This window comes from Azospirillum sp. OGB3, from assembly GCF_014192915.1.
Classification (GTDB): Bacteria; Pseudomonadota; Alphaproteobacteria; order Azospirillales; family Azospirillaceae; genus Azospirillum.
Genome location: NZ_JACHYN010000001.1, coordinates 557,449 through 577,834 on the forward strand (window position 1 = coordinate 557,449; position 20,386 = coordinate 577,834).

Below are 20,386 nucleotides of genomic sequence, written 5' to 3' on the forward strand. Positions count from 1 at the left end.
GTCCTTCAGAGATCCTCGCCCTCAGCGGTCCTCGCCCTGGTCCGCGCTCAGCCGGACGATCACGTCCACCCGGGCGATGCGCGTGCCAGGGGGGGCCGGCGGCAGATGCTGCACCACCACGTCGTCGCCGGGGATGTCCTCCAACCGGCCCGTCCCTTCCAGGAAGAAATGGTGATGGTCGCTGGTGTTGGTGTCGAAGTAGGACTTGCCCGCTTCCACCACCACCTCGCGCAGCAGGCCGGCGGCGGTGAACTGGTTCAGCGTGTTGTAGACCGTGGCCAGCGACACCCGCAGGTCCGCCCCCATGGCCTCGGTGTGGAGCTGCTCGGCGGTGACGTGGCGGTGCTCCCCTTCGAACAGCAGGCGGGCCAGCCCCAGACGCTGGCGCGTCGGGCGGAAGCCCGCCGTCTGCAGGCGGTCGAGGGCGCGCTTGAAGGGTCGGATGCCGGTCATCGTCGTCTGTTCGCCGTGGTTCAGGTCACAAAGTCGGAACGCGAAACGGACCGCGGCGATCCGCCGCAGCCCGCTCAGTTTAGAACGATTTCAGGTCAGGGGGCAAGCGCCCCCCGCAAACCCAGGCCGCCGACGTCAGTAGCCGGTGGCGATCCGCTCGACCAGCTGCTTCACGGTCGGGATGAAGCCGTCCTTGTAGTAGGGGTCCGATGCGAAGCGGAAGGCGTTGTGACCGGCAAACATGAGCTGGTTTTCGCAGTCGTCGGTGTGGCTGACCGCCTGCAGGGTCTTCTGGATGCAGTAGGACCGCGGATCGGCACGCTTGCCGTTCGTGCCTTCCTCGTTCTGCGCCCAGTTGGAGAAGTTGCAGGCCGACAGGCAGCCCATGCAGTCCACCTGGTCGCGGTGGATGCGCTCCGCCTGCTCCGGCGTGACGAAGATGACCGTGCTGTCCGGCGTCTTCAGCCCGCTGGTGAAGCCCTGGGACAGCCAGCCCTCGGCGCGGGCCTTGTCCGTCTCGGTCACGTAGACCGGGCGGCCGCGCGGCCCCAGCGGCAGCTCGGCGGAATGCTCGCCCACCGGCTTGGGCAGATAGGCCACCTGACGCTCCGAGCGGGCCATCAGGTCCATCAGGAACGGATTCTTGACGGCGGAGGAGTAGAAGCCCGTCGGCGAGAAGCGGTTCAGGAAGACGTCGCCTTCCTTCAGCGTCAGCAGACGATGCTTCCAGGCGTTGGAGATCGGGCTTTCCTGGGTCAGCAGCGGGCGCGTGCCGAACTGGAAGGCCACCGGGCCGAGATCGGGATTGTCGATCCAGTCCTCCCAGTCCGACAGCCACCAGACGCCGCCCGCCATGACGATGGGGGTGTCGTTCAGGCCGAAGCTGTTCATCATCTGGCGCAGCGCCAGGACGCGGGGGAACGGATCCTCCGGCTTCAGCGGGTCTTCGGAGTTGGACAGGCCGTTGTGGCCGCCGGCCAGCCACGGGTCCTCGTAGACCACGCCGCCCAGGTTCTCGCGGAACTTGTGGTAGGCGCGCAGCCACAGGGCGCGGAAGGCGCGGGCCGAGGAGACGATGGGGTAGTAATGCACGCCGTAGTGCACGGCGATCTCCGCTACGCGGTAGGGCATGCCGGCGCCGCAGGTGACGCCATGGATCAGGCCCTGCGAGCCTTCCAGCACGCCGTGCAGGATGTGCTCGGCGCCGCCCATCTCCCACAGGACGTTCATGTGGATGCGGCCCTGGCCGTTCGACGCCTCGTGCGCGATGCGCGCCTGCGCGATGCCGCCCTGGATGCCGAACTTGATCAGCTCGTCGTGACGCTCGCGACGGGTTTTGCCGTGATAGACCTGCGGCAGGAGATTCCCGTTCTCGTCGTAGCTGTCGGCGTTCACGCCCGAGAATGTTCCGATACCCCCGGCCGCCGCCCAGGCGCCCGAGCTTTCCCCGTTGGAGACGGCAATTCCCTTGCCACCCTCGACGAGCGGCAGAACCTCCCGGCCAGACATCAGCAACGGCTTAAGCGCCTTCAACGAAACCTCCAAGACCATGAGAGCGCCCGCGTGCGGGCACCCGGACAGCGCGACCCGAAAGACGACGAAAAACGCCGCCGGGAGTCGTGCCCCCGACGGCCCATGCCGCCATGAGCGATCTATATATGAGGAAATTTCCGTGCGGACGAGCGGATTCGCGGTGTTAGAAAAAAATCTGTCACGGCGACTTTTCCCCAAACGTCAATCGGCGGTCCCTAGGGCAACCGATTTACGGATTTGTCTGTCCGGCCAGTTCGGCCGCCAGCCGGCCCGGCGCGTCGGTGAAGACACCGGCCACGCCCCAGCCGAACAGCGTGCGCGCCCGCGCCGCGTCGTTGACCGTGTAGGCCAGCACCGGGCGCCCGGTGGCGCGATAGGCGGCGACGCTTTCCGCCGTCTGGCGATCCTGATGGATGTTCAGCGTGGCAGCGCCGATGCGGTCGGCGATGGCCGCCCAGTCGGCCGGCGGGTCCCACAGCAGGTAACCGCGCGGAATCCCCGGCGCCCGGTCGCGCGCCACCTCCAGGCAGGGCACCTCGAAGCTGGACACCAGCAGGGGCAGGCCGCTCGGCCACAGCCGCGTCAGCAGGTCCAGCGCGGCTTCCGCCGTTGGCACCTCCTGGCCGGGATAGGGCTTGATCTCCAGATTGAGACCCAGGCCGAGCTTGCGGATCACGCCCAGCGCCTCCTCCAGGGTCGGCACCGTTTCGCCGGCGAAACGGGTGTCGAACCAGGAACCGGCGTCCAGCGCCTTCAGCTCCGCCAGGGTCAGGTTCGGCACCGGCCCGGCGCCGTTGGTCGTGCGCTCCAGCGTGTCGTCGTGGATCAGCACCGGCACGCGGTCGCGGGTGAGCATCACGTCCACCTCGACCCAGGCGGCGCCCTGGCGGGCGGCCTCGCGCAGGCTGGCGAGCGTGTTTTCCGGCGCGCTTTCCTTGGCGCCGCGGTGGCCGATCAGGCGGGGAAGAGTCGACAGCATGGGTCCTGCGGGAGTATGAGCGGGCCTCTCATACTAGGCGCAAAGCGGCGGATCGGGAACGAGCGATGAAGGCAGCCCACAGCGTGACCGATCTGGTGGCCGCCGGGCTGATGACGCCCGCGGCGGGCGAGGCCGTGGCCGCCGTGGCCGATCGCTACGCCATCGCCCTGACCCCGTACCTGCTGGAAACGCTGGCGGACGCCGCGCCCGGCGATCCCCTGTACGTGCAGTACGTCCCTTCTCCCGAGGAGGCGTACACCGCGCCGGAGGAGCGCGAGGACCCCATCGGCGACGTGGTGCGCAGCCCGGTGAAGGGCATCGTCCACCGCTACCCCGACCGGGTCCTGCTGAAGCCGCTGCACGCCTGCGCGGTCTATTGCCGTTTCTGCTTCCGGCGGGAAATGGTCGGCCCGGGCGGCGAGGCCCTGTCGCCCGACGAACTGGACGCCGCGCTCGCGTATGTGCGTACGCACCCCGAGGTGTGGGAGGTGGTGGTGACCGGCGGCGATCCGCTGCTGCTGTCGCCGCGGCGTCTGTCGCACATCGTCCGCAGCCTGTCGGACATCCCCCATGTCGGGGTGGTCCGGCTGCACACCCGCATCCCCGTCGCCGACCCGGCGCGCGTCACGGCGGAGCTTGTCGAGGCGCTGAAGGCGCCGGACGTGGCGACCTGGATGGCCGTCCACGTCAACCACGCCGACGAATTGACGGAGCCGGCGCGCGGCGCCATCGCCCGGCTGGCCGACGCCGGCATTCCCCTGCTCGGCCAGACGGTGCTGCTGAAGGGCATCAACGACGACGCGGCGGCGCTGGAGGCGCTGTTCCGGGGGTTGGTGCGCAACCGGATCAAACCCTATTACCTGCACCATCCCGACCTCGCCGCCGGCACCAGCCATTTCCGCCCGACCCTGGCCGAGGGGCAGGCGCTGGTGAAGGGGCTGCGCGGGCGTGTCTCCGGCCTCTGCCAGCCGACCTATGTGCTGGACATCCCCGGCGGGCACGGCAAGGCCCCCGCCGCGCCGGGCTGGGTGCGGCCCGATGGCGGGGGCGGCTATCTCGCGGAGGACTTCACGGGGGCGACGCACCGCTACCGCGGCTGATCAGCGCGTCCCCAGCCCCGGCCCCAACCCGAACAGCGGATCCGGGTTCAGGACGACGCCATGGACGGCGACGATGGAAGCGAATCCGGTCCACAGCACCAGCGGCAGCCAGCTTGCCGCGATGGCGCGGTCGTCCGGCCACACCAGCAGCACGCAGGTCGAGGCGATGATGAAGTAGGCGATGGTCCAGGCCGCCGCCAGGATCGGGCTGCCCATCGTGAAGTAAGCGAATCCGAAGCTGGCGTAGAGCAGCCACAGCGCCCCCTGCATCCCGATCAGCGCCGGGCGCCAGCGGATCGTCCAGGGCGCGTTCAGCATCCGCACGCAGCCCCAGAGCTGGATCAGGCTGATGCTGAACCAGACGACGGGGAAGGCCCAGCCCGGCGGCTGCAGCGGCGAGGGCTGATAGCCGGGAAACGGCTCCCCGCCCCGCTCGAACACGCCATAGGTGTTGGTGAGCAGCCAGAAGACCAAAGCCTGCCACCAATACACGCGGAAGGGCAGCGGGCCGGTGTCGGTTGCGGGTTCCGTCGGGACGAAGGAGCGGTGGTTCATCCATTAGGAAATGGCACGGCCCCGCTTGCGTTCAAGCGCGTGGTTGACGCATCCGGCGGAGCGCTGGAACAGCCACGCCCCCTCGCCGGTTTTCCTCTGGCAATGCGTCGGGGGAGGATCGGGCGATGCGGTGGCAGGACGGTCGCGAGAGCGAGAATGTCGAGGACCGGCGCGGCACGCCCGGAAGCGGCGGCTTCCGCAGGGGTGGGATCGGAATCCCGATCGGGCGCGGCGGCATCGGCATCGGCGGTCTTGCGGTGATCGTGGTGGTCTCGCTCCTGCTGGGCATCAACCCGTTGGACCTGCTGCAGGGGACGGCGCCGCAGGAGCAGGCCCGTTACGAACAGTCCGACGCCCCGCAGGGCGGTGGCGACGACGAGTTGAAGCGCTTCGTCTCCGTCGTCCTAGCCGACACGGAGGACACCTGGGCCGCCCAGTTCCAGCGGATCGGGCGGACCTACCAGGACCCGGCTCTGGTGCTGTTCTCCGGCACGGTGGATTCGGGCTGCGGTTTCGCCCAGGCGGCGATGGGTCCCTTCTACTGCCCGCAGGACCGCAAGGTGTACATCGACCTCAGCTTCTACCGCGACCTGCGCGACCGTTTCCGCGCGCCGGGCGACTTCGCCCAGGCCTATGTGATCGCCCACGAGGTCGGCCACCATGTGCAGAACCTGCTGGGCATCTCCGACCGCGTGCAGCAGGCCCAGCGGCAGGCCGGGTCCCAGGCTGACGCCAACGGGCTGTCGGTGCGGCTGGAGCTTCAGGCCGACTGCTTCGCCGGCCTGTGGGCCAACCACGCCAACCGCGAGCGCCAGATCATCGAGCCCGGCGACGTCGAGGAGGCCCTGACGGCGGCCAGCGCCATCGGCGACGACCGTCTGCAACGCCAGTCCCGCGGCACCGTGACGCCGGACAGCTTCACCCACGGCAGCTCCGCCCAACGGGTGCAATGGTTCCGCACCGGTCTGGAGCGGGGCGAATTGAACGCCTGCGACACGTTCGGGGCGGAGCGGCTGTAGCCCTCCTCAAGTCATCCAGCGTCGGTCAGTTGCGCGGGCAGGCGGGAACGCACCGGCTGGCGCCGGTCGACCACGCCGGCGACCACCCCCGCCGCATCGCGCCGAATCTCGGCCAGAAGCACGCCGTTGTCCGGCACCTCGTCCGTATCGCCGATCCGCAGGGCGGCCGCCAGATCCAGGGTGGTTCCATCTTCGCCGACCGGCGCCGGGTTGGGGAAGAGCAGGTGGACGTAGCAGGAAGCGGACGAACCGCCGGGCACGGTCAGGGACGCGCCCTCGCCGGGGAGCACCAGGAAGCGCCCCATGGCGTCGAAGCCCGCACCGCTCCCGACCGTCACACGGTTGCCGTCGCCGTAATGCAGGCAACGGGTGGCGTCGGCAGGAATGGAAACGGCCATCGCAGGTCACCGGGTCCGTGGAGCGGGACGTACCGATCGTGGAACAATCGGGGCGACATCGGCCATCACTCCACCCCCCCGCCGATGAACAGCCCTTCCGGCGGCAGGAAGCGGCTGTGCAGGCGGAAGGACGGGAAACCGGCGGGAAGCAGGTAATCGAAACCACCCCTATTCATCTCTCCCAGCGGCGCCGTGGCGCCCTGGCCGATCGGGAAGGGAAAAAAGGGGGCGACGGCGGTGAAGGGATCGGCTCCGTCCGCCGGATCAAGGTCGGCCCCGCTGCCCGCCCCCGTGCCGATGTCGCCCACCTGCATGCCGCCGGCCAGGGCCGGGCGGTTGCGGACGATCAGGCTAAGATCCACCGTGTTGACGTAACGCGCCTGCGCGCAGTCGAACCCGGCCAGCACCAGATTGTAGCAGAGAAGCCAAGCGTTCCAGCTCGTCACATGGCCGGCAACCATGCGGTCGGCCGGGTGGGTCGGAACGCTGATCGCCAACACGCCGTCCGGAGCGAGGCAGCGGCGCAGCTTCTCCAAGAACGTGCCGGGGTTGCGCTGGTGTTCCAGCACATGGGAGCACCAGACCACATCGAAGGTCCGGTCGATGACCGCGTCCATAAAGTCGGCGCGGATGTCGGCGTCGCGGTGCAGATCGACCGTCACCACCTCCTTGCCGATGTGGCGCAGCAGGCGCGCGTGGTCGCCACCGCCCGACCCGACGTCCAGCACCGTGCGGAATTCATAGGAATCGATGAGGCGGAGAAGACCTTGCAGCCCCCAGTCGATCCGGAAGGACGGCCCATCCGGCGGGAAGACAGTGGTTTCGGAGGGCTGGTCGGGCATGGACAGGCACGCGTCCCGCATTGGTGGTGGTTCCACCTTGTAACACGGGGGACGGGGGCAGCCGAAGGCCGGAAGCGAAGAAGGAGCGAAGATGAAGGAGCGAAAGAGGATTGAGGGCGGAAGCGTCCCGCCCCCTCCCCGACCCTCCCCCGCTCGCGCGGGTGAGGGAGAGAGAAGCGTCGTTCCCGCTTGCGCGCGGGAAGACGGATCAGGCGGCGGGGCCGTCCTTCTTGGTCAGGTCTTCGCCGGTGGCCTGGTCGACCTGCTTCATCGACAGCTTCACCTTGCCACGGTCGTCGAAGCCGATGACCTTCACCTTCACCGAGTCACCCTGCGACACCACGTCCGACACCTTGCCGACGCGCTGCTGCGCCAGCTCGGAGATATGGACGAGGCCGTCGCGCGAGCCCAGGAAGTTCACGAAGGCGCCGAAGTCGACGACCTTCACGACCTTGCCGGTGTAGATCACGTTCATTTCCGGCTCGGCGACGATGCCCTTGATCCAGTCGATGGCGGCCTGGGCGGCCTTGGTGTCCACCGCGGCGACCTTGACCGTGCCGTCGTCCTCAATGTCGATCTTGGCGCCGGTCTGCTCCACGATCTCGCGGATCACCTTGCCGCCGGAGCCGATCACGTCGCGGATCTTCTCCTTCGGGATGTTGATCACGGTGATGCGCGGGGCGTTCTCGTTCACCGCCTCGCGGGCGCCGGTCAGCGCCTTGGACATCTCGCCCAGAATGTGCAGGCGGCCGTCCTTAGCCTGGCCCAGAGCGATCTTCATGATCTCCTCGGTGATCGAGGTGATCTTGATGTCCATCTGCAGCGCGGTGATGCCCGCGTCGGTGCCGGCCACCTTGAAGTCCATGTCGCCCAGGTGATCCTCGTCACCCAGGATGTCCGACAGGACCGCGAAGCCGTCGTCTTCCTTGATCAGGCCCATGGCGATGCCGGCCACCGGACGCGCCAGCGGGGCGCCGGCGTCCATCAGCGACAGCGAGGTGCCGCAGACCGTCGCCATCGACGACGAGCCGTTGGACTCGGTCACTTCCGACACCACGCGGAGCGTGTAGGGGAAGTCTTCCTTCTTCGGCAGCAGCGGGTGGATGGCGCGCCACGCCAGCTTGCCGTGGCCGATCTCGCGGCGGCCCGGCGAGCCCATGCGGCCGGCCTCGCCCACCGAGTACGGAGGGAAGTTGTAGTGGAGCATGAAATGCTCCCGGTACTCGCCCTGCAGCGCGTCGATGATCTGCTCGTCCTGGCTGGTGCCCAGCGTGGTGACGACCAGCGCCTGCGTCTCGCCGCGGGTGAACAGCGCCGAACCGTGGGCGCGCGGCAGCACGCCGACCTCCGACACGATCGGGCGGACCGTCTTGGTGTCGCGGCCGTCGATGCGGCGGCCGGTCTTCAGGACGGCGCCGCGCAGGATGTCGGCCTCCAGCTCCTTGAACTCGGTCACGATCGCCTGGGTCTCGTGGGCCTCGGCCAGAGCCTCCAGCGCCTTCGCCTTGGCGGCGCCGATCTTCTCGTAGCGGACCTGCTTCACCGTCTCGGTGTAGGCGGCCTCCACGTCGGCGCCGACGGTCGCGCGCAGCTTCGCCTTCAGGGCGGCGCGGTCGTAGGCCGGCTCCGGCAGGTCCCACGGCTCCTTGGCGCACTCTTCGGCCAGATCGATGATGGCGTCGATGACCGGCTGGAAACCGCTGTGACCGAACATCACGGCGCCCAGCATGACCTCCTCGGACAGCTCCTTGGCTTCCGACTCGACCATCAGCACGCCTTCCTGGGTGCCGGCGACCACGAGGTCGAGCGCGGAACCGTCAACGGCGTCCATGGTCGGGTTCAGCACATACTGGCCGTCGACGTAGCCGACGCGGGCGGCGCCGATCGGACCCAGGAACGGGATGCCGGAGATCGTCAGCGCGGCCGAGGTGCCGACCATCGCGACGATGTCCGGATCGTTCTCCAGATCGTGGCTCAGCACGGTGCAGATGACCTGCGTCTCGTTGCGGAAGCCATCGGCGAACAGCGGACGGATGGGACGGTCGATCAGGCGGCTGACCAGCGTCTCCTTCTCCGTCGGGCGGCCTTCACGCTTGAAGAAGCCGCCGGGAATCTTGCCGGCCGCGAAGGACTTTTCCTGGTAATTGACCGTCAGCGGAAAGAAATCGACGCCCGGCTTCGGCGACTTGGCGCCGACGACCGTGCAGAGGACCGTGGTCTCACCATAGGTGACCAGCACCGCGCCGTCGGCCTGACGGGCAATCTTGCCCGTCTCGAACGTCAGCTTGCGTCCACCCCATTCGATTTCTTTGCGGAAAACTTTGAACATGGATTCTTCCTTCCATCCGACACCTAGGCCCGCCGGATTGCTGGCCTAAGCCGGGGTCATCGGTCGTCGGACCCCGCATGTGAAACCCCAACAAAGGGCCAAAACCCGAAAAGGGCTAAACCCGAAAAAGGGCCAAAACATCAAAACGGCCGGTCCCGGAAGGTCCGGGCCGGCCGTCTGACTAGAACATACCTTCGCGAACAACCAAACGCCCCGACCGGCGCGACACTCCCCGGTGCACCGGAAGGCGGTGCGGCGGATCGAGCGCGGATCGGGACGGATGTTCGGTCACCAGGACGGACGCCTTTTGAAAATCAGCGACGCAGGCCCAGACGCTCGATGAGCGTGGCGTAGCGACCGTTGTCCTTCTTCTTGAGATAGTCGAGAAGACGACGGCGCTGGCCGACCATCACCAGCAGACCACGGCGGGAGTGGAAGTCCTTCTTGTGGCCCTGCAGGTGCTCGGTCAGGTTCCGGATGCGCTCGGACAGGATCGCGACCTGGACCTCGGGCGAGCCGGTGTCGTTGGTGCCGCGGGAATATTCCTTAATGAGTTCCTGCTTGCGATCGGGCGTGATCGACATCGGGGTCTCCATCGTTCATAGGTTGAGAACGCGCACCGGACGGACCTCCGCCCCCTCCACGCGTGCCAGTGCCACCGGCTTGCCGCCGAAAAGCGCAATGACGGTGCCATCCCCACCAGCATCCCCGCGCAGCGCCGTGAGGCGTTCGCGGTCCTGCCGGGTGAGGAGTGCCACCGTCTGGCCGTGCTTCAGTCGGTGCGCTTCCGCGTCCGTCAGGGCCAGCGCCGGGATGTCGTCCAGCGCGGTCTCGATCGGCAGCAGAAGTCTTTCGACCGCGGCACCTTGCTCCATCGCGGTCAGATCGTCCAGGGAAATCGCCCCGTCCAGCGTGAAAGACCCGACGCGCAGGCGTCGCAGATCGCGGATGTGCCCCACCGTCCCCAACCGTTCGGCGAGGTCGCGGGCGATGGAGCGGACGTAGGTGCCCTTGCCGCAGTCCACCTCCAGCACCGCGTGGTCGGCGTCCGGACTCTCGATCAGTTCCAGCCGGTCGATGCGCACGGTGCGCGGGGCGATGTCCACCACCTCGCCTTCGCGGGCGATGTCGTAGGCGCGCTCGCCGTTGATCTTCAGCGCGCAGTATTGCGGCGGAATCTGCTCGACCAAGCCGAGGAAGCCGGGCAGAGCGGCGCGGATCGCCTCGGCGTCGGGACGCACCGCGGAAGTCTCCACCGCCGTCCCCTCGCGGTCGTCGGTGGTGGTGCGGGCGCCCCAGGCCACGGTGAAGCGGTAGGTCTTCTCGCCGTCCATGGCGTAGGAGACGGTCTTGGTCGCCTCGCCCAGCGCGATCGGCAGGATGCCGGTGGCGATGGGGTCCAGCGTGCCGCCGTGCCCGGCCTTCTCCGCGTTCAGGTGGCGGCGCACCTTGGACAGCGCCTGCGTCGAGGTCATCCCCGCCGGCTTGTCCAGCACGATCCAGCCGTGGATCGGCTCGCCCTTGCGCTTACGAGCCACGGCGCCCCTCGTCCCCGCCGCCGTTGCCCTCATCCCCGCCGTCTTCGTCGTCCCCGTCGTCGAGATCCTCATCGTCGTCGAGGTCGTCCGCCTCGATCGCGTCCTCCTCCTCGTCCCAGCCGTCGTCCTCGTCGTCATGGTCGTCGTCGCCGTTCACGCGGTCGGCGAGCGAGCGGTAGCCGACGTCGCGGGCGACCGCCGGGCTGTGCAGGATGGCGTCGATGCGGCCGGCGTAATCGAAGGAGGTGTCGGCCTCGAAGCTCAGCGTCGGGGCGTGGCGCAGGTTGATGGCGCGGGCGATCTGGCCACGCAGGAAGGGTGCCGCGCGGCGCAGCGCCGTCAGCGTCTCGTCCATCGCGCCGCCGCCCAGCGGGGTGACGAAGGCGGTGGCGTTGCGCAGGTCCGGGCTGATCCGCACCTCGGTCACCGTGACGTTCAGGTCCGCCAGTTCGGGGTCGTGGAAGTCGCCGCGCCGGAACAGGTCGGCCAGGGCGTGGCGGATTTCCTCGCCGATGCGGAGCTGGCGCTGGGACGGCGGCTTTCCGGCCAGATCGTGTTTCTTTCTCATGCTGTCGATCCCGAATGCGGTGCGGGAGGGGTCCGCCCCTCCGCGAAAACGCGACAAGGGCGCATGGGCGCCCTTGTCACTTGTAACGTCGTCTGTGACCGGTCCGTGAGCCGGGGTGCGGCGGCGGGCTTACAGCTCGCGCGCCACCTCCTCGATCTCGAAGGCCTCGATGATGTCGCCGGCCAGGATGTTGTCGTAGTTCTCGAAGGCCATGCCGCACTCGTAACCCTCGCGCACTTCCTTGACCTCGTCCTTGAAGCGCTTGAGCGTCTTGAGCGTGCCCTCGTGGATGACGACGTTGTCGCGCAGCAGGCGGCAGCCGGCGCCGCGCTTGACGGTGCCCTGCGTGACCATGCAGCCGGCGACCTTGCCGACCTTGGTGATGTTGAAGACCTCGCGGATCTCGGCGTAGCCGATGAAACGCTCGCGCAGGGTCGGCGACAGCATGCCGGTCAGCGCCGCCTTCACGTCGTCGATCACGTTGTAGATGATCGAGTAGTAGCGGATCTCGACGCTGTCGCGCTTGGCCATGTCGCGGGCCTGCGGGTTGGCGCGGACGTTGAAGCCGATGACCATCGCGTTGGAGGCGTTCGCCAGCGTGATGTCGGACTCGTTGATCGCACCCACCGACGCGTGCAGCACGCGGACCTTGACCTCGGTGTTCTCCGCCGTGAGCTTCTCCAGGGCGTTGGAGATCGCTTCGATGGAGCCCTGCACGTCGCCCTTGATGACGACCGGCAGTTCCTTGGCCTCGCCGGCTTGGATGCGGCTGAACATGTCCTGCAGCGAGCCGCGGGCCGACGCCGCGTTGGCGGCTTCGCGCTTCTTGCGCTGGCGGAACTCGGCGATCTCACGGGCACGGGCTTCCGACTCGACGACGGTGAAGTCGTCGCCGGCGAGCGGCGTGCCGTTGAGGCCGAGCACCTCGACCGGGCTGGCCGGGGCGGCCTGCTCGACGCTCTGGCCGCGGTCGTTGACCAGGGCGCGGACGCGGCCCCACTCCGACCCGGTGACGAAGACGTCGCCGACCTTCAGCGTGCCGCGCTGGACCAGCACGGTGGCGACCGAGCCGCGGCCGCGCTCCAGCTTGGCCTCGACCACGACGCCCTCGGCGGTGCGCTCCGGGTTGGCCTTCAGCTCCAGGATTTCCGCCTGCAGGAGGATGGCCTCCTCCAGCTTGTCCAGGTTGCGCTTGGCCTTGGCCGACACTTCCACGGTCTGGATGTCGCCGCCCAGCTCTTCCACGACCAGCTCGTGCTGGAGCAGTTCCTGGCGGACACGGTCCGGCTTGGCGTCGGGCAGGTCGATCTTGTTGATGGCGACGATGATCGGAACCTTCGCGGCCTTGGCGTGATGGATCGCCTCGATCGTCTGCGGCATGACGCCGTCGTTCGCGGCGACGACCAGCACCACCACGTCCGTGACGTTGGCGCCGCGGGCGCGCATCTCGGTGAAGGCGGCGTGGCCCGGCGTGTCGATGAAGGTGATCTTCGCACCCGACTCCAGCTGCACCTGATAGGCGCCGATGTGCTGGGTGATGCCGCCGGCCTCGCGGCTGACCACGTCGGTCTGGCGCAGGGCGTCCAGCAGCGAGGTCTTGCCGTGGTCGACGTGGCCCATGATCGTGACGACCGGGGGACGCGGCACCAGCGCCGTTTCCGCATCGTCGTTGAGGCGCAGGCCGACCTCGACGTCCGCCTCCGACACGCGGCGCACGCGGTGGCCGAATTCGGCGATGATCAGCTCCGCCGTGTCGGCGTCGATGGTCTGGTTGATGGTGGCCATCACGCCCATGCGCATGAGCTGCTTGATCACGTCGGCGCCGCGTTCCGCCATGCGGTTCGCCAGCTCCTGGACGGTGATGACCTCGGGCAGCACGACGTCGCGGGTCACTTTCTGCGTCTCCTGACGGCTCATCTGACGGAGCCGCTCGCGCTCACGGGCACGGCGGACGGCGGCCAGCGAGCGCGTGCGCTCACCACCCTCGTCGCTCAGCGCCTGCGAGACGGTCATCTTGGAGCCCTTGCGGCGGTCGGCGCCCGGAGCGGCCTTGCGGACCGGAGCCGGAGCCGGGGCCTTCTTGTTCCCGGGCTTGCCGCGGCGGTCGTCCTCTTCCTCGCCGAAGCGCGGAGCGGCCGGAGCCCCCGGACCACGGGCAACCGGAGCTTCCGTGGTGGACGCGGTGCGCGCACCGGCGCCACCGGCGGCGGGACGGGCACCCGCGCCCTGCGGGCGGGTCTGTTCGGTGTCCTTGCGCTTGGCCTCGTCGGCCTCCTTGCGCTTGGCTTCCTCTTCCTGGCGGCGGCGCTCGGCCTCCTGGGCCTTGGCGCGCTCCGCCTCCTCGATGCCGCGCAGCTCGGCCAGCTCGCGCTGGCGCAGCGTCTCGGCGTCGAGAATCTCCGGCTCCTCCTCGACCACCGGGGCCGGCTGGGACGCCTCCTCCTCGGCGGCGCGGGCAGCGGCTTCGGCGGCCAGGACGGCGGCCTCGGCCTCCTCCTCGGCGCGGCGGCGGTTGTCTTCGGCCGCCCCCTGCAGAGCGCGGATGCGCGCCTCGCGTTCCTGGTTGGTCAGTTGACGGACGGCACCGCCGCCGCCGCCGCGCTGGCGCTGGCCCGGCACGCCGCGGACGGGGATGCCCTGGGCGGCCTGACGCGCGGCGGCGCCGCCGTCGGCCACGCCCGGCAGGGCGCCCTTCTCCACGGCCCGCTTACGCTTGACCTCCACGGTCACGGGCTTCGACCGGCCATGGGAGAAGCTCTGCCGGACCTGGGTCTCGACCGGCTTCTTCAGCTCCAGCTTCCCTTTGCCGGAGCCGGAGAGGTGCAAGACTTTCTTTTGGTCCTGGTCGTTGCTGTCGGTCATCGGTTCCCGAATGGTCAGACGTTGCTTACGTGGCCGGCCGGCGGAGAGCCGGCGACAAAGCCTTTGATACCCTTGAGACGCGCGGAGTCGCGTGCCAATCCCTTGGCCAGCTTCCCGCGCGCCACCACCGCGTGCACGGCGTTTTCCCGTCCCAGAGCCGCGGCCATCGCCGCGGCGTCGAACAGGTCCACGACCGGCATGTCCGGCGCCAGCGCTGTGATCTTGCCCCGCTGGTCGGGCGAACCGTCGCTGGCCTCGACCAGCAGATAGGGCGGCCCGGCGCGTCCGACCTGATTGGTCTTCAGCGCCTCGCGCACCTTTTCGTATCCGGCCAGAGCCTGCCCGGCCCGGCGCGCCAGCCCGAAGGCATCCAGGCACCGCCGCTCCAGCAGCTTCTCCAGCCGCTCCGCCAGATCGGGCGGGACGCGCACCGCGCGCCGCGCCGCCTTGGCGAACATGTTCTTTGCGACAGCCTTCGTAAAGGCCGCCTTGTCCCCCGCCAGCCAGAGGCCGCGGCCCGGAAGCCGTTCCTCCAGATCGGGCACGATCTCGCCGTCGGGTGATACCACGAAACGGATCATGCCGTCTTTCGGTTGCACGGTTCCGGTGGCGATGCAGCGGCGCAGCGGGCCCTTTTCCAGGTCCGCCGGCAACAGCGCCTCCCCTTCGGCCGCGAGGCCGTCCGGTTCACCGTCCGCCGGAGTCTGTTCGTTCCTGTCGCTCAGCCCAACCATCCGTACCGTTTGTGCGTCCTAAGTCCCGGCTCAGCTCTGTGCCGCCTGGTCGTCGGCCGAGGGTTGCGCCGCGGTGGGCGCGCCTTCCTCGCCATCGAACCAGTGGGCACGGGCGGCCATGATGATCTCGTTGGCCTCGTCTTCCGTCGGGGCCTCCTTGCCGAGGATGTCGCGCAGCTCGTCCGCGGCGAGATCGGCGAGGTCGTCCATCGTCTTCACGCCGTTCTCACCCAGCTTCACCAGCAGGGTGGGGCTGAAGCCGGTGATTTCCGCCACCGCGTCCTCGACGCCGAGCGCCTGGCGCTTTTCGGTCATGCGGACGTCCTGCTCATCGAGGAAGTTGAGGGCGCGCTGCTTCAGTTCCTCCGCCACATCCTCGTCGAAGCCTTCGATCTCGGCCAGCTCCTCGGTCTCGACGTAGGCGATCTCCTCCACGGAGGTGAAGCCTTCGGCGACCAGGAGATGGGCAATCACGTCGTCCACGTCCAGCGCTTCCATGAAGAGCTGCGAGCGGGTGCGGAATTCGTCCGAGCGGCGCTCCGACTCCTCCTGCTCGGTCAGGATGTCGATGTCCCAGCCGGTGAGCTGGGTGGCCAGCCGCACGTTCTGGCCGCGACGGCCGATGGCCAGCGACAGCTGGTCGTCGGGCACCACCACCTCGATGCGGCTGTTGTCCTCGTCCATCACGACCTTGGCGACCTCGGCCGGGGCCAGGGCGTTGACGATGAAGGTCGCCGGCTCCTGGTTCCACTGGATGATGTCGATCTTCTCGCCCTGCAGCTCGCCGACGACCGCCTGGACGCGGCTGCCGCGCATGCCGACGCAGGCGCCGACCGGGTCGATGGAGCTGTCGTTGCTGATCACCGCGATCTTGGCGCGCGAGCCCGGGTCGCGGGCGACCGCCTTGATCTCGATGATGCCGTCGTAGATCTCCGGCACTTCCTGGGCGAACAGCTTCGCCATGAACATCGGGTGGGTGCGCGACAGGAAGATCTGCGGGCCGCGCGCTTCCTCGCGCACGTCGTAGATGTAGGCGCGCACGCGGTCGCCGTTCTTGAAATGCTCGCGCGGCAGCAGCTCGTCGCGGCGCAGGATCGCTTCGGCGCGGCCCAGGTCGACGGTGACGTTGCCGTATTCGACGCGCTTGACCAGACCGTTGACGATCTCGCCGGTGCGGTCCTTGTATTCGTTGAACTGGCGCTTGCGCTCCGCGTCGCGGACCTTCTGGACGATGACCTGCTTGGCCGTCTGTGCGGCGATGCGGCCGAAGTCGATGGGCGGCAGCGGATCGACCAGGAAGTCGCCGACCTGGGCGCCGGGCTTGCGGCGCTGGGCGTAGGCGAGGGTCACCTGGGTCGCCTCGTTCTCCACCGCCTCGACCACCTCCAGGTGGCGGGTCAGGTGGATGTCGCCCGTCTTGCGGTCGATGCGGGCGCGGATGTCGTGCTCGTGGCCGTACTTGGAGCGCCCGGCCTTCTGAATCGCCTGCTCCATCGCCTCCAGGACCTCGTCCCGGTCGATGTTCTTTTCGCGGGCAACCGCGTCAGCGACTTGCAGCAGTTCCATCCGTCACACTTCCTGGACTGGCGTTTGTTCTTCGAGTGAAGCCCGGAGCGGCCGTCAACCCTGGCCCTGGCTGGCGCGGATCAGTTCATCCGTCAAGACCAGCTTGGCGCGCAGGATGTTGTCGAACTCCAGCCGGGCGGCTCCCTGTTCCGATTCGATGCACACGAGGCCGTCTTCGACGCCCTTCAGCATGCCCTTGAAGCGCTTGCGGCCATCGACGGCGAGCCGGGTCTCCAGCTTGGCCTCGAAACCGGCGAAACGCTCGAAATCCTTCAGACGGGTCAGCGGCCGGTCGATGCCGGGCGAGCTGACCTCCAGCGTGTAGGCGCTCTTGATCGGATCTTCAACGTCGAGCACCGCGGAGATCGCGCGGCTGATGTCGGCGCAGTCTTCGACCGTCATGGGCGCGCCGTCGGCGCGTTCCGCCATGACCTGCAGAACCATGCGCTGCCCACCGGTCAACTGCACACGCACGAGTTCGTAGCCCATGGCTTCGACCGACGGCGTGATGATCTGCTCGATACGACCGGTTGCTTCCATTCCACCTGACCCGCCCCCGCGGTCTCCCCTGGCACAGCGCCCTGGGACCAACACGGGGATTCCATACGCTGATAAAAAAATAAGTGGGCCAAGGCCCACCCGCAAAGCGTCCCGCCGGCCCGGTTTCCCGAGCCGCCGATCCGTATGGGTTCATGCGGTGAATATAGACATTCCGGAGCAGGCCGCAAGCGCTTTTCCGCAAGGTCCTATGCCCGGCGCTTGGTAAGCGGGTCCGGCACGGGTAACGTCAAGCCCCCGGCGGCCGTCGCACCGCGCGGAAAACGCTTCCAAGACGGAGTTCACCGTGATCCTCGAAACGGCCCTGCTGACCGTCAGAGCCGGCCAGGGCCCGGCCTTCGAACGGGCGATGGCCGAGGCGCTGCCCCTGATCGCCGCGACTCCGGGTTTCCTCGGGCTGGAGGTGCGGCCCTGCCTGGAGGCGCCGGACCGCTACCTTCTGCTCGTCCGCTGGGAGCGGCTGGAGGATCACACCGAAGGCTTCCGGGACTCCGACCGCTACGACCGCTGGAAGGCCCTGCTCCACCACTTCTACGACCCGTTCCCGGTGGTGGAGCATTATGGAGAGCCGGTGGTGTCTACCCCCGCGCCTTGCGGATGAAGCGCAGGAAGACCGGCTTGCGCCCGGCCTCGATGGCCTTTTCCTCGTAGCGGGTGGGCGGCCAGTCCGCGATGCGGTGGCGCCAGTCGGACGGGCCGCGGGCGGTCCATTCGAAATCGGGGTGCCGCACCGTGTGCTCCAGCATCCAGCGCACCAGCCCCATGTCGTCGCTGGCCAGACGCAGTTCCGCTCCATCCTTCAGCACGCGCGCGAGGCGCGGCAGGTTGTCCGGACCGATGAAGCGGCGTTCCCAATGGCGCTTCTTCGGCCAGGGATCGGCAAACAGCACGAAGGCGCGCCCGATGGAGGCGTCCGGCAGGGCGTCGAGCAGCGGGCGGGCGTCGTCCGGAAGGACGCGGACATTGTCCTGCACGCCTTCGTCATCCACCAGCTTGAGCAGGCCGGCCACGCCGTTGATGAAGGGCTCCGCCCCGATCACCCCGACGTCGCGGTTGTTCGCCGCCTGCCACGCCATGTGGTGGCCGCTGCCGAAGCCGACCTCCAGCCAGACGTCACGCATGGGTTTGGAAAACAGGGCGTGGGGGTCGATCCGGTCGCCCGGCTGCGGCACCGGGATTTCCAGCGACGGCAGGAGCCCGTCGAGCAGTTCGGTCTTGCGCTTGCGGAGCGGACGCCCCTTGCGCCGCCCGTAGAGCCTCTTGGACGAGTCCAGGAAGGAGTCGGTCATCGTGACAACAGGGTCCCAAAACGAACGCAGGGGCCGTGTGGCCCCTGCATCCCGGACGAACGGGTCCGGTCTTGGAAGAAGCCGCTTCTTAGAAGAAAGCGGTGCGCAGGTCGTTGACGAGGTCGGTCTTCTCCCAGGAGAAGCCGCCGTCGGCCTCCGCCTCGCGGCCGAAATGGCCGTAGGCGGCGGTGCGCGCGTAGACCGGACGGTTCAGGCCCAGATGCGTGCGGATGCCGCGCGGGCTGAGGTCCACCAGCTTCTGCAGCACCTCCGACAGCTTGTCCTCGTCCACCGTGCCGGTGCCGTGGGTGTCGACGTAGACCGACAGCGGCTTCGACACGCCGATGGCGTAGGAGACCTGGATCGTGCAGCGCTCGGCCAGGCCGGCGGCGACCACGTTCTTGGCCAGATAGCGCGCGGCGTAGGCGGCCGAACGGTCGACCTTGGTCGGGTCCTTGCCGGAGAAGGCGCCGCCGCCGTGCGGGGCCGCACCGCCGTAGGTGTCGACGATGATCTTGCGGCCGGTCAGGCCGGCGTCGCCGTCCGGACCGCCGATGACGAAGCGGCCGGTCGGATTGACGTAGAAGTTCGCCTCGTCGCACATCCAGCCCGCCGGCAGGCAGTTGAGGACGTGCGGACGGACGATCTCGCGCACCTCCTCCTGGGTCAGCCCGTCGGCATGCTGGGTGGAGACGACCACCGCGGTGGCGCGCACCGGCTTGCCGTTCTCGTACTGCAGCGTCACCTGGCTCTTGGCGTCGGGGCCGAGCTGCGGGGCGGCGCCGGAGTGGCGGGCCTCGGCCAGCGACTTCAGGATGGCGTGGCTGTAGTAGATCGGCGCCGGCATCAGCGCCGGGGTCTCGTTGCAGGCGTAGCCGAACATGATGCCCTGGTCGCCGGCGCCCTCGTCCTTCTCACCGGCGGCGTCGACGCCGACCGCGATGTCGGCGGACTGCGAATGGACGAAGCACTTGACGTCCATCTTCTCCCAATGGAAGCCGTCCTGCTCGTAACCGATGTCCTTCACCGCGGCGCGGGCGACCTGGACCAGCATGTCGGGGGTGATGCTTTCCGGCCCGCGCACCTCGCCGGCCAGAACGATCTGGTTGGTGGTCGCCAGCGTCTCCACGGCCACGCGGGCGTAGGGGTCGTGCGACAGGTACAGATCGACGATGGCATCGGAAATGCGGTCGCACACCTTGTCCGGATGGCCTTCGGACACGGACTCGCTGGTGAACACGTAGTTGAGCTTGGCCACGACGAACCTCGGCAATGGACGGGGGCTATTGTACAGAATTATCGGGGAAGACCAGCGCAGCACCCACGGAAAGCCGGTCATTTTCCGTATGTGACAAGGTTTGCGTTCCAGGTCAAGCGATCTCCCCGCGGTTGGGGGAGGGCAATGGAAATTCGCCTAAAAAACATCGGGGAACGGGCCGGTGGGCCGCGTTCCCCAATCCTTCTGCCGTCCGGATTGCTTCCGGTTGCTCGGCACGGGTCTCTGAACTGTATTACTCGGCCGCTTCGACCATGCCGGAGTTGGCAACGGCCTTGGTCAGCTCGAACAGGCGCTTGCGCACCGACGGGTCGTTGATGCGGTAGTAGGCGCGCACCAGTTCCAGCGTCTCGCGCTTGGCCATCGGGTCCGGCTCGTAGCCGCCCGAACGCTCCTCGAAAGCGGCGCCGCCACCCTCGTCGTCGTCAACCGGGGCCGCGGCGGCCTCCGCCGGCATGTCGTCGAAGAAGAAGGACACCGGCACGTCCAGGACGCGGCTGAGGTCGAACAGGCGGGACGCGCCGATGCGGTTGGCGCCGCGCTCGTACTTCTGCACCTGCTGGAAGGTCAGGCCGATGGCCTCGCCCAGCTTTTCCTGGCTCATTCCGAGAAGGGTCCGGCGCAACCGGACGCGGGAACCGACGTGAACGTCGATCGGGTTCGGCTTTCCCGTCTTGGGACGGCCGGCAGTGGCCCGGCGGCCCCGCGCTGGCGTTGCTTGCATTGCTCTAATTCCCTGAAACAGTTGTGCAACCTTGATACGACATATCCATGTATGCAGTCAAGG

At 68.3% G+C, this 20,386-nt stretch carries 20 protein-coding genes; 3 read left to right on the forward strand and 17 right to left on the reverse strand.

The genetic code is table 11. The features are described 5' to 3' along the window. Positions 1-21: 21 nt before the first annotated feature. From irrA to FHW79_RS02630, 3 genes are all read right to left on the reverse strand, one after another. Complete coding sequence (gene irrA / locus FHW79_RS02620) at positions 22-453, reverse strand: iron response transcriptional regulator IrrA (protein ID WP_183177511.1); 432 nt, start codon at positions 451-453, stop codon at positions 22-24. Between the two features lie 135 nt (positions 454-588). Further along, a complete protein-coding gene (locus FHW79_RS02625; RefSeq protein WP_038531606.1) occupies positions 589-1,986 on the reverse strand; it encodes a 2-nitropropane dioxygenase in 1,398 nt (465 codons plus the stop codon). A 229-nt stretch (positions 1,987-2,215) separates the two neighbouring features. Beyond that, a complete protein-coding gene (locus FHW79_RS02630; protein ID WP_183177512.1) occupies positions 2,216-2,965 on the reverse strand; it encodes a glycerophosphoryl diester phosphodiesterase in 750 nt (249 codons plus the stop codon). Between the two features lie 65 nt (positions 2,966-3,030). Here FHW79_RS02630 and FHW79_RS02635 point away from each other — a divergent pair, with 65 nt between their 5' ends. Further along, on the forward strand, positions 3,031-4,065 hold the full coding sequence (locus FHW79_RS02635) for a lysine-2,3-aminomutase-like protein (protein WP_183177513.1): 1,035 nt from the start codon (positions 3,031-3,033) through the stop codon (positions 4,063-4,065). Here FHW79_RS02635 and FHW79_RS02640 read toward each other — a convergent pair whose 3' ends face one another. Continuing rightward, positions 4,066-4,620 (reverse strand): tryptophan-rich sensory protein, encoded by a 555-nt coding sequence (locus tag FHW79_RS02640; RefSeq protein WP_183177514.1) that lies wholly within the window; start codon positions 4,618-4,620, stop codon positions 4,066-4,068. Between the two features lie 125 nt (positions 4,621-4,745). On the opposite strand from FHW79_RS02640, the gene FHW79_RS02645 reads away from it, so the two are divergent. Further along, entirely contained in the window at positions 4,746-5,639 is an 894-nt protein-coding gene (locus tag FHW79_RS02645; RefSeq protein ID WP_183177515.1) for a neutral zinc metallopeptidase, read from the forward strand. 11 nt (positions 5,640-5,650) lie between these two features. Here FHW79_RS02645 and FHW79_RS02650 read toward each other — a convergent pair whose 3' ends face one another. From FHW79_RS02650 to rimP, 10 genes are all read right to left on the reverse strand, one after another. Beyond that, on the reverse strand, positions 5,651-6,037 hold the full coding sequence (locus FHW79_RS02650) for a hypothetical protein (protein ID WP_183177516.1): 387 nt from the start codon (positions 6,035-6,037) through the stop codon (positions 5,651-5,653). A gap of 65 nt (positions 6,038-6,102) precedes the next feature. After that, the gene (locus FHW79_RS02655) at positions 6,103-6,879 is read right to left on the reverse strand and encodes a class I SAM-dependent methyltransferase (RefSeq protein WP_183177517.1); all 777 of its coding nucleotides are present in this window, start codon (positions 6,877-6,879) and stop codon (positions 6,103-6,105) included. A 208-nt stretch (positions 6,880-7,087) separates the two neighbouring features. Then, on the reverse strand, positions 7,088-9,208 hold the full coding sequence (gene pnp, locus FHW79_RS02660; protein ID WP_137115326.1) for a polyribonucleotide nucleotidyltransferase: 2,121 nt from the start codon (positions 9,206-9,208) through the stop codon (positions 7,088-7,090). A gap of 314 nt (positions 9,209-9,522) precedes the next feature. Beyond that, positions 9,523-9,792, reverse strand: coding sequence for a 30S ribosomal protein S15 (rpsO, locus tag FHW79_RS02665; RefSeq protein WP_183177518.1), 270 nt, complete (start codon positions 9,790-9,792; stop codon positions 9,523-9,525). Between the two features lie 15 nt (positions 9,793-9,807). Continuing rightward, a complete protein-coding gene (gene truB, locus FHW79_RS02670) occupies positions 9,808-10,746 on the reverse strand; it encodes a tRNA pseudouridine(55) synthase TruB (protein WP_183177519.1) in 939 nt (312 codons plus the stop codon). Next, positions 10,736-11,314: a 30S ribosome-binding factor RbfA gene (gene rbfA / locus FHW79_RS02675; RefSeq protein WP_183177520.1), complete on the reverse strand. Its 579-nt coding sequence runs from the start codon at positions 11,312-11,314 to the stop codon at positions 10,736-10,738. The genes truB and rbfA overlap by 11 nt, the downstream gene beginning before the upstream one ends. A 129-nt stretch (positions 11,315-11,443) precedes the next feature. Next, a complete protein-coding gene (gene infB, locus FHW79_RS02680) occupies positions 11,444-14,176 on the reverse strand; it encodes a translation initiation factor IF-2 (RefSeq protein WP_183177521.1) in 2,733 nt (910 codons plus the stop codon). Positions 14,177-14,190: 14 nt separating this feature from the next. Next, a complete protein-coding gene (locus FHW79_RS02685; protein WP_183177522.1) occupies positions 14,191-14,910 on the reverse strand; it encodes an RNA-binding protein in 720 nt (239 codons plus the stop codon). A gap of 30 nt (positions 14,911-14,940) precedes the next feature. Then, entirely contained in the window at positions 14,941-16,476 is a 1,536-nt protein-coding gene (gene nusA, locus FHW79_RS02690; protein ID WP_183177523.1) for a transcription termination factor NusA, read from the reverse strand. Between the two features lie 54 nt (positions 16,477-16,530). Further along, on the reverse strand, positions 16,531-17,016 hold the full coding sequence (gene rimP, locus FHW79_RS02695; protein ID WP_094301442.1) for a ribosome maturation factor RimP: 486 nt from the start codon (positions 17,014-17,016) through the stop codon (positions 16,531-16,533). 304 nt (positions 17,017-17,320) lie between these two features. On the opposite strand from rimP, the gene FHW79_RS02700 reads away from it, so the two are divergent. Then, a complete protein-coding gene (locus FHW79_RS02700; protein WP_183177524.1) occupies positions 17,321-17,635 on the forward strand; it encodes an antibiotic biosynthesis monooxygenase in 315 nt (104 codons plus the stop codon). Here FHW79_RS02700 and FHW79_RS02705 read toward each other — a convergent pair. From FHW79_RS02705 to FHW79_RS02715, 3 genes are all read right to left on the reverse strand, one after another. After that, positions 17,613-18,323 carry a tRNA (guanine(46)-N(7))-methyltransferase TrmB gene (locus tag FHW79_RS02705; protein ID WP_183177525.1) on the reverse strand — a complete coding sequence of 237 codons (711 nt, stop codon included), beginning with the start codon at positions 18,321-18,323 and terminating at the stop codon, positions 17,613-17,615. The two genes, FHW79_RS02700 and FHW79_RS02705, sit on opposite strands and share 23 nt — an antisense overlap. Before the next feature lie 88 nt (positions 18,324-18,411). After that, entirely contained in the window at positions 18,412-19,581 is a 1,170-nt protein-coding gene (metK, locus tag FHW79_RS02710; protein ID WP_183177526.1) for a methionine adenosyltransferase, read from the reverse strand. Positions 19,582-19,834: 253 nt separating this feature from the next. Continuing rightward, positions 19,835-20,323 carry a helix-turn-helix transcriptional regulator gene (locus FHW79_RS02715; RefSeq protein WP_183177527.1) on the reverse strand — a complete coding sequence of 163 codons (489 nt, stop codon included), beginning with the start codon at positions 20,321-20,323 and terminating at the stop codon, positions 19,835-19,837. Between the last annotated feature and the right edge of the window lie 63 nt (positions 20,324-20,386).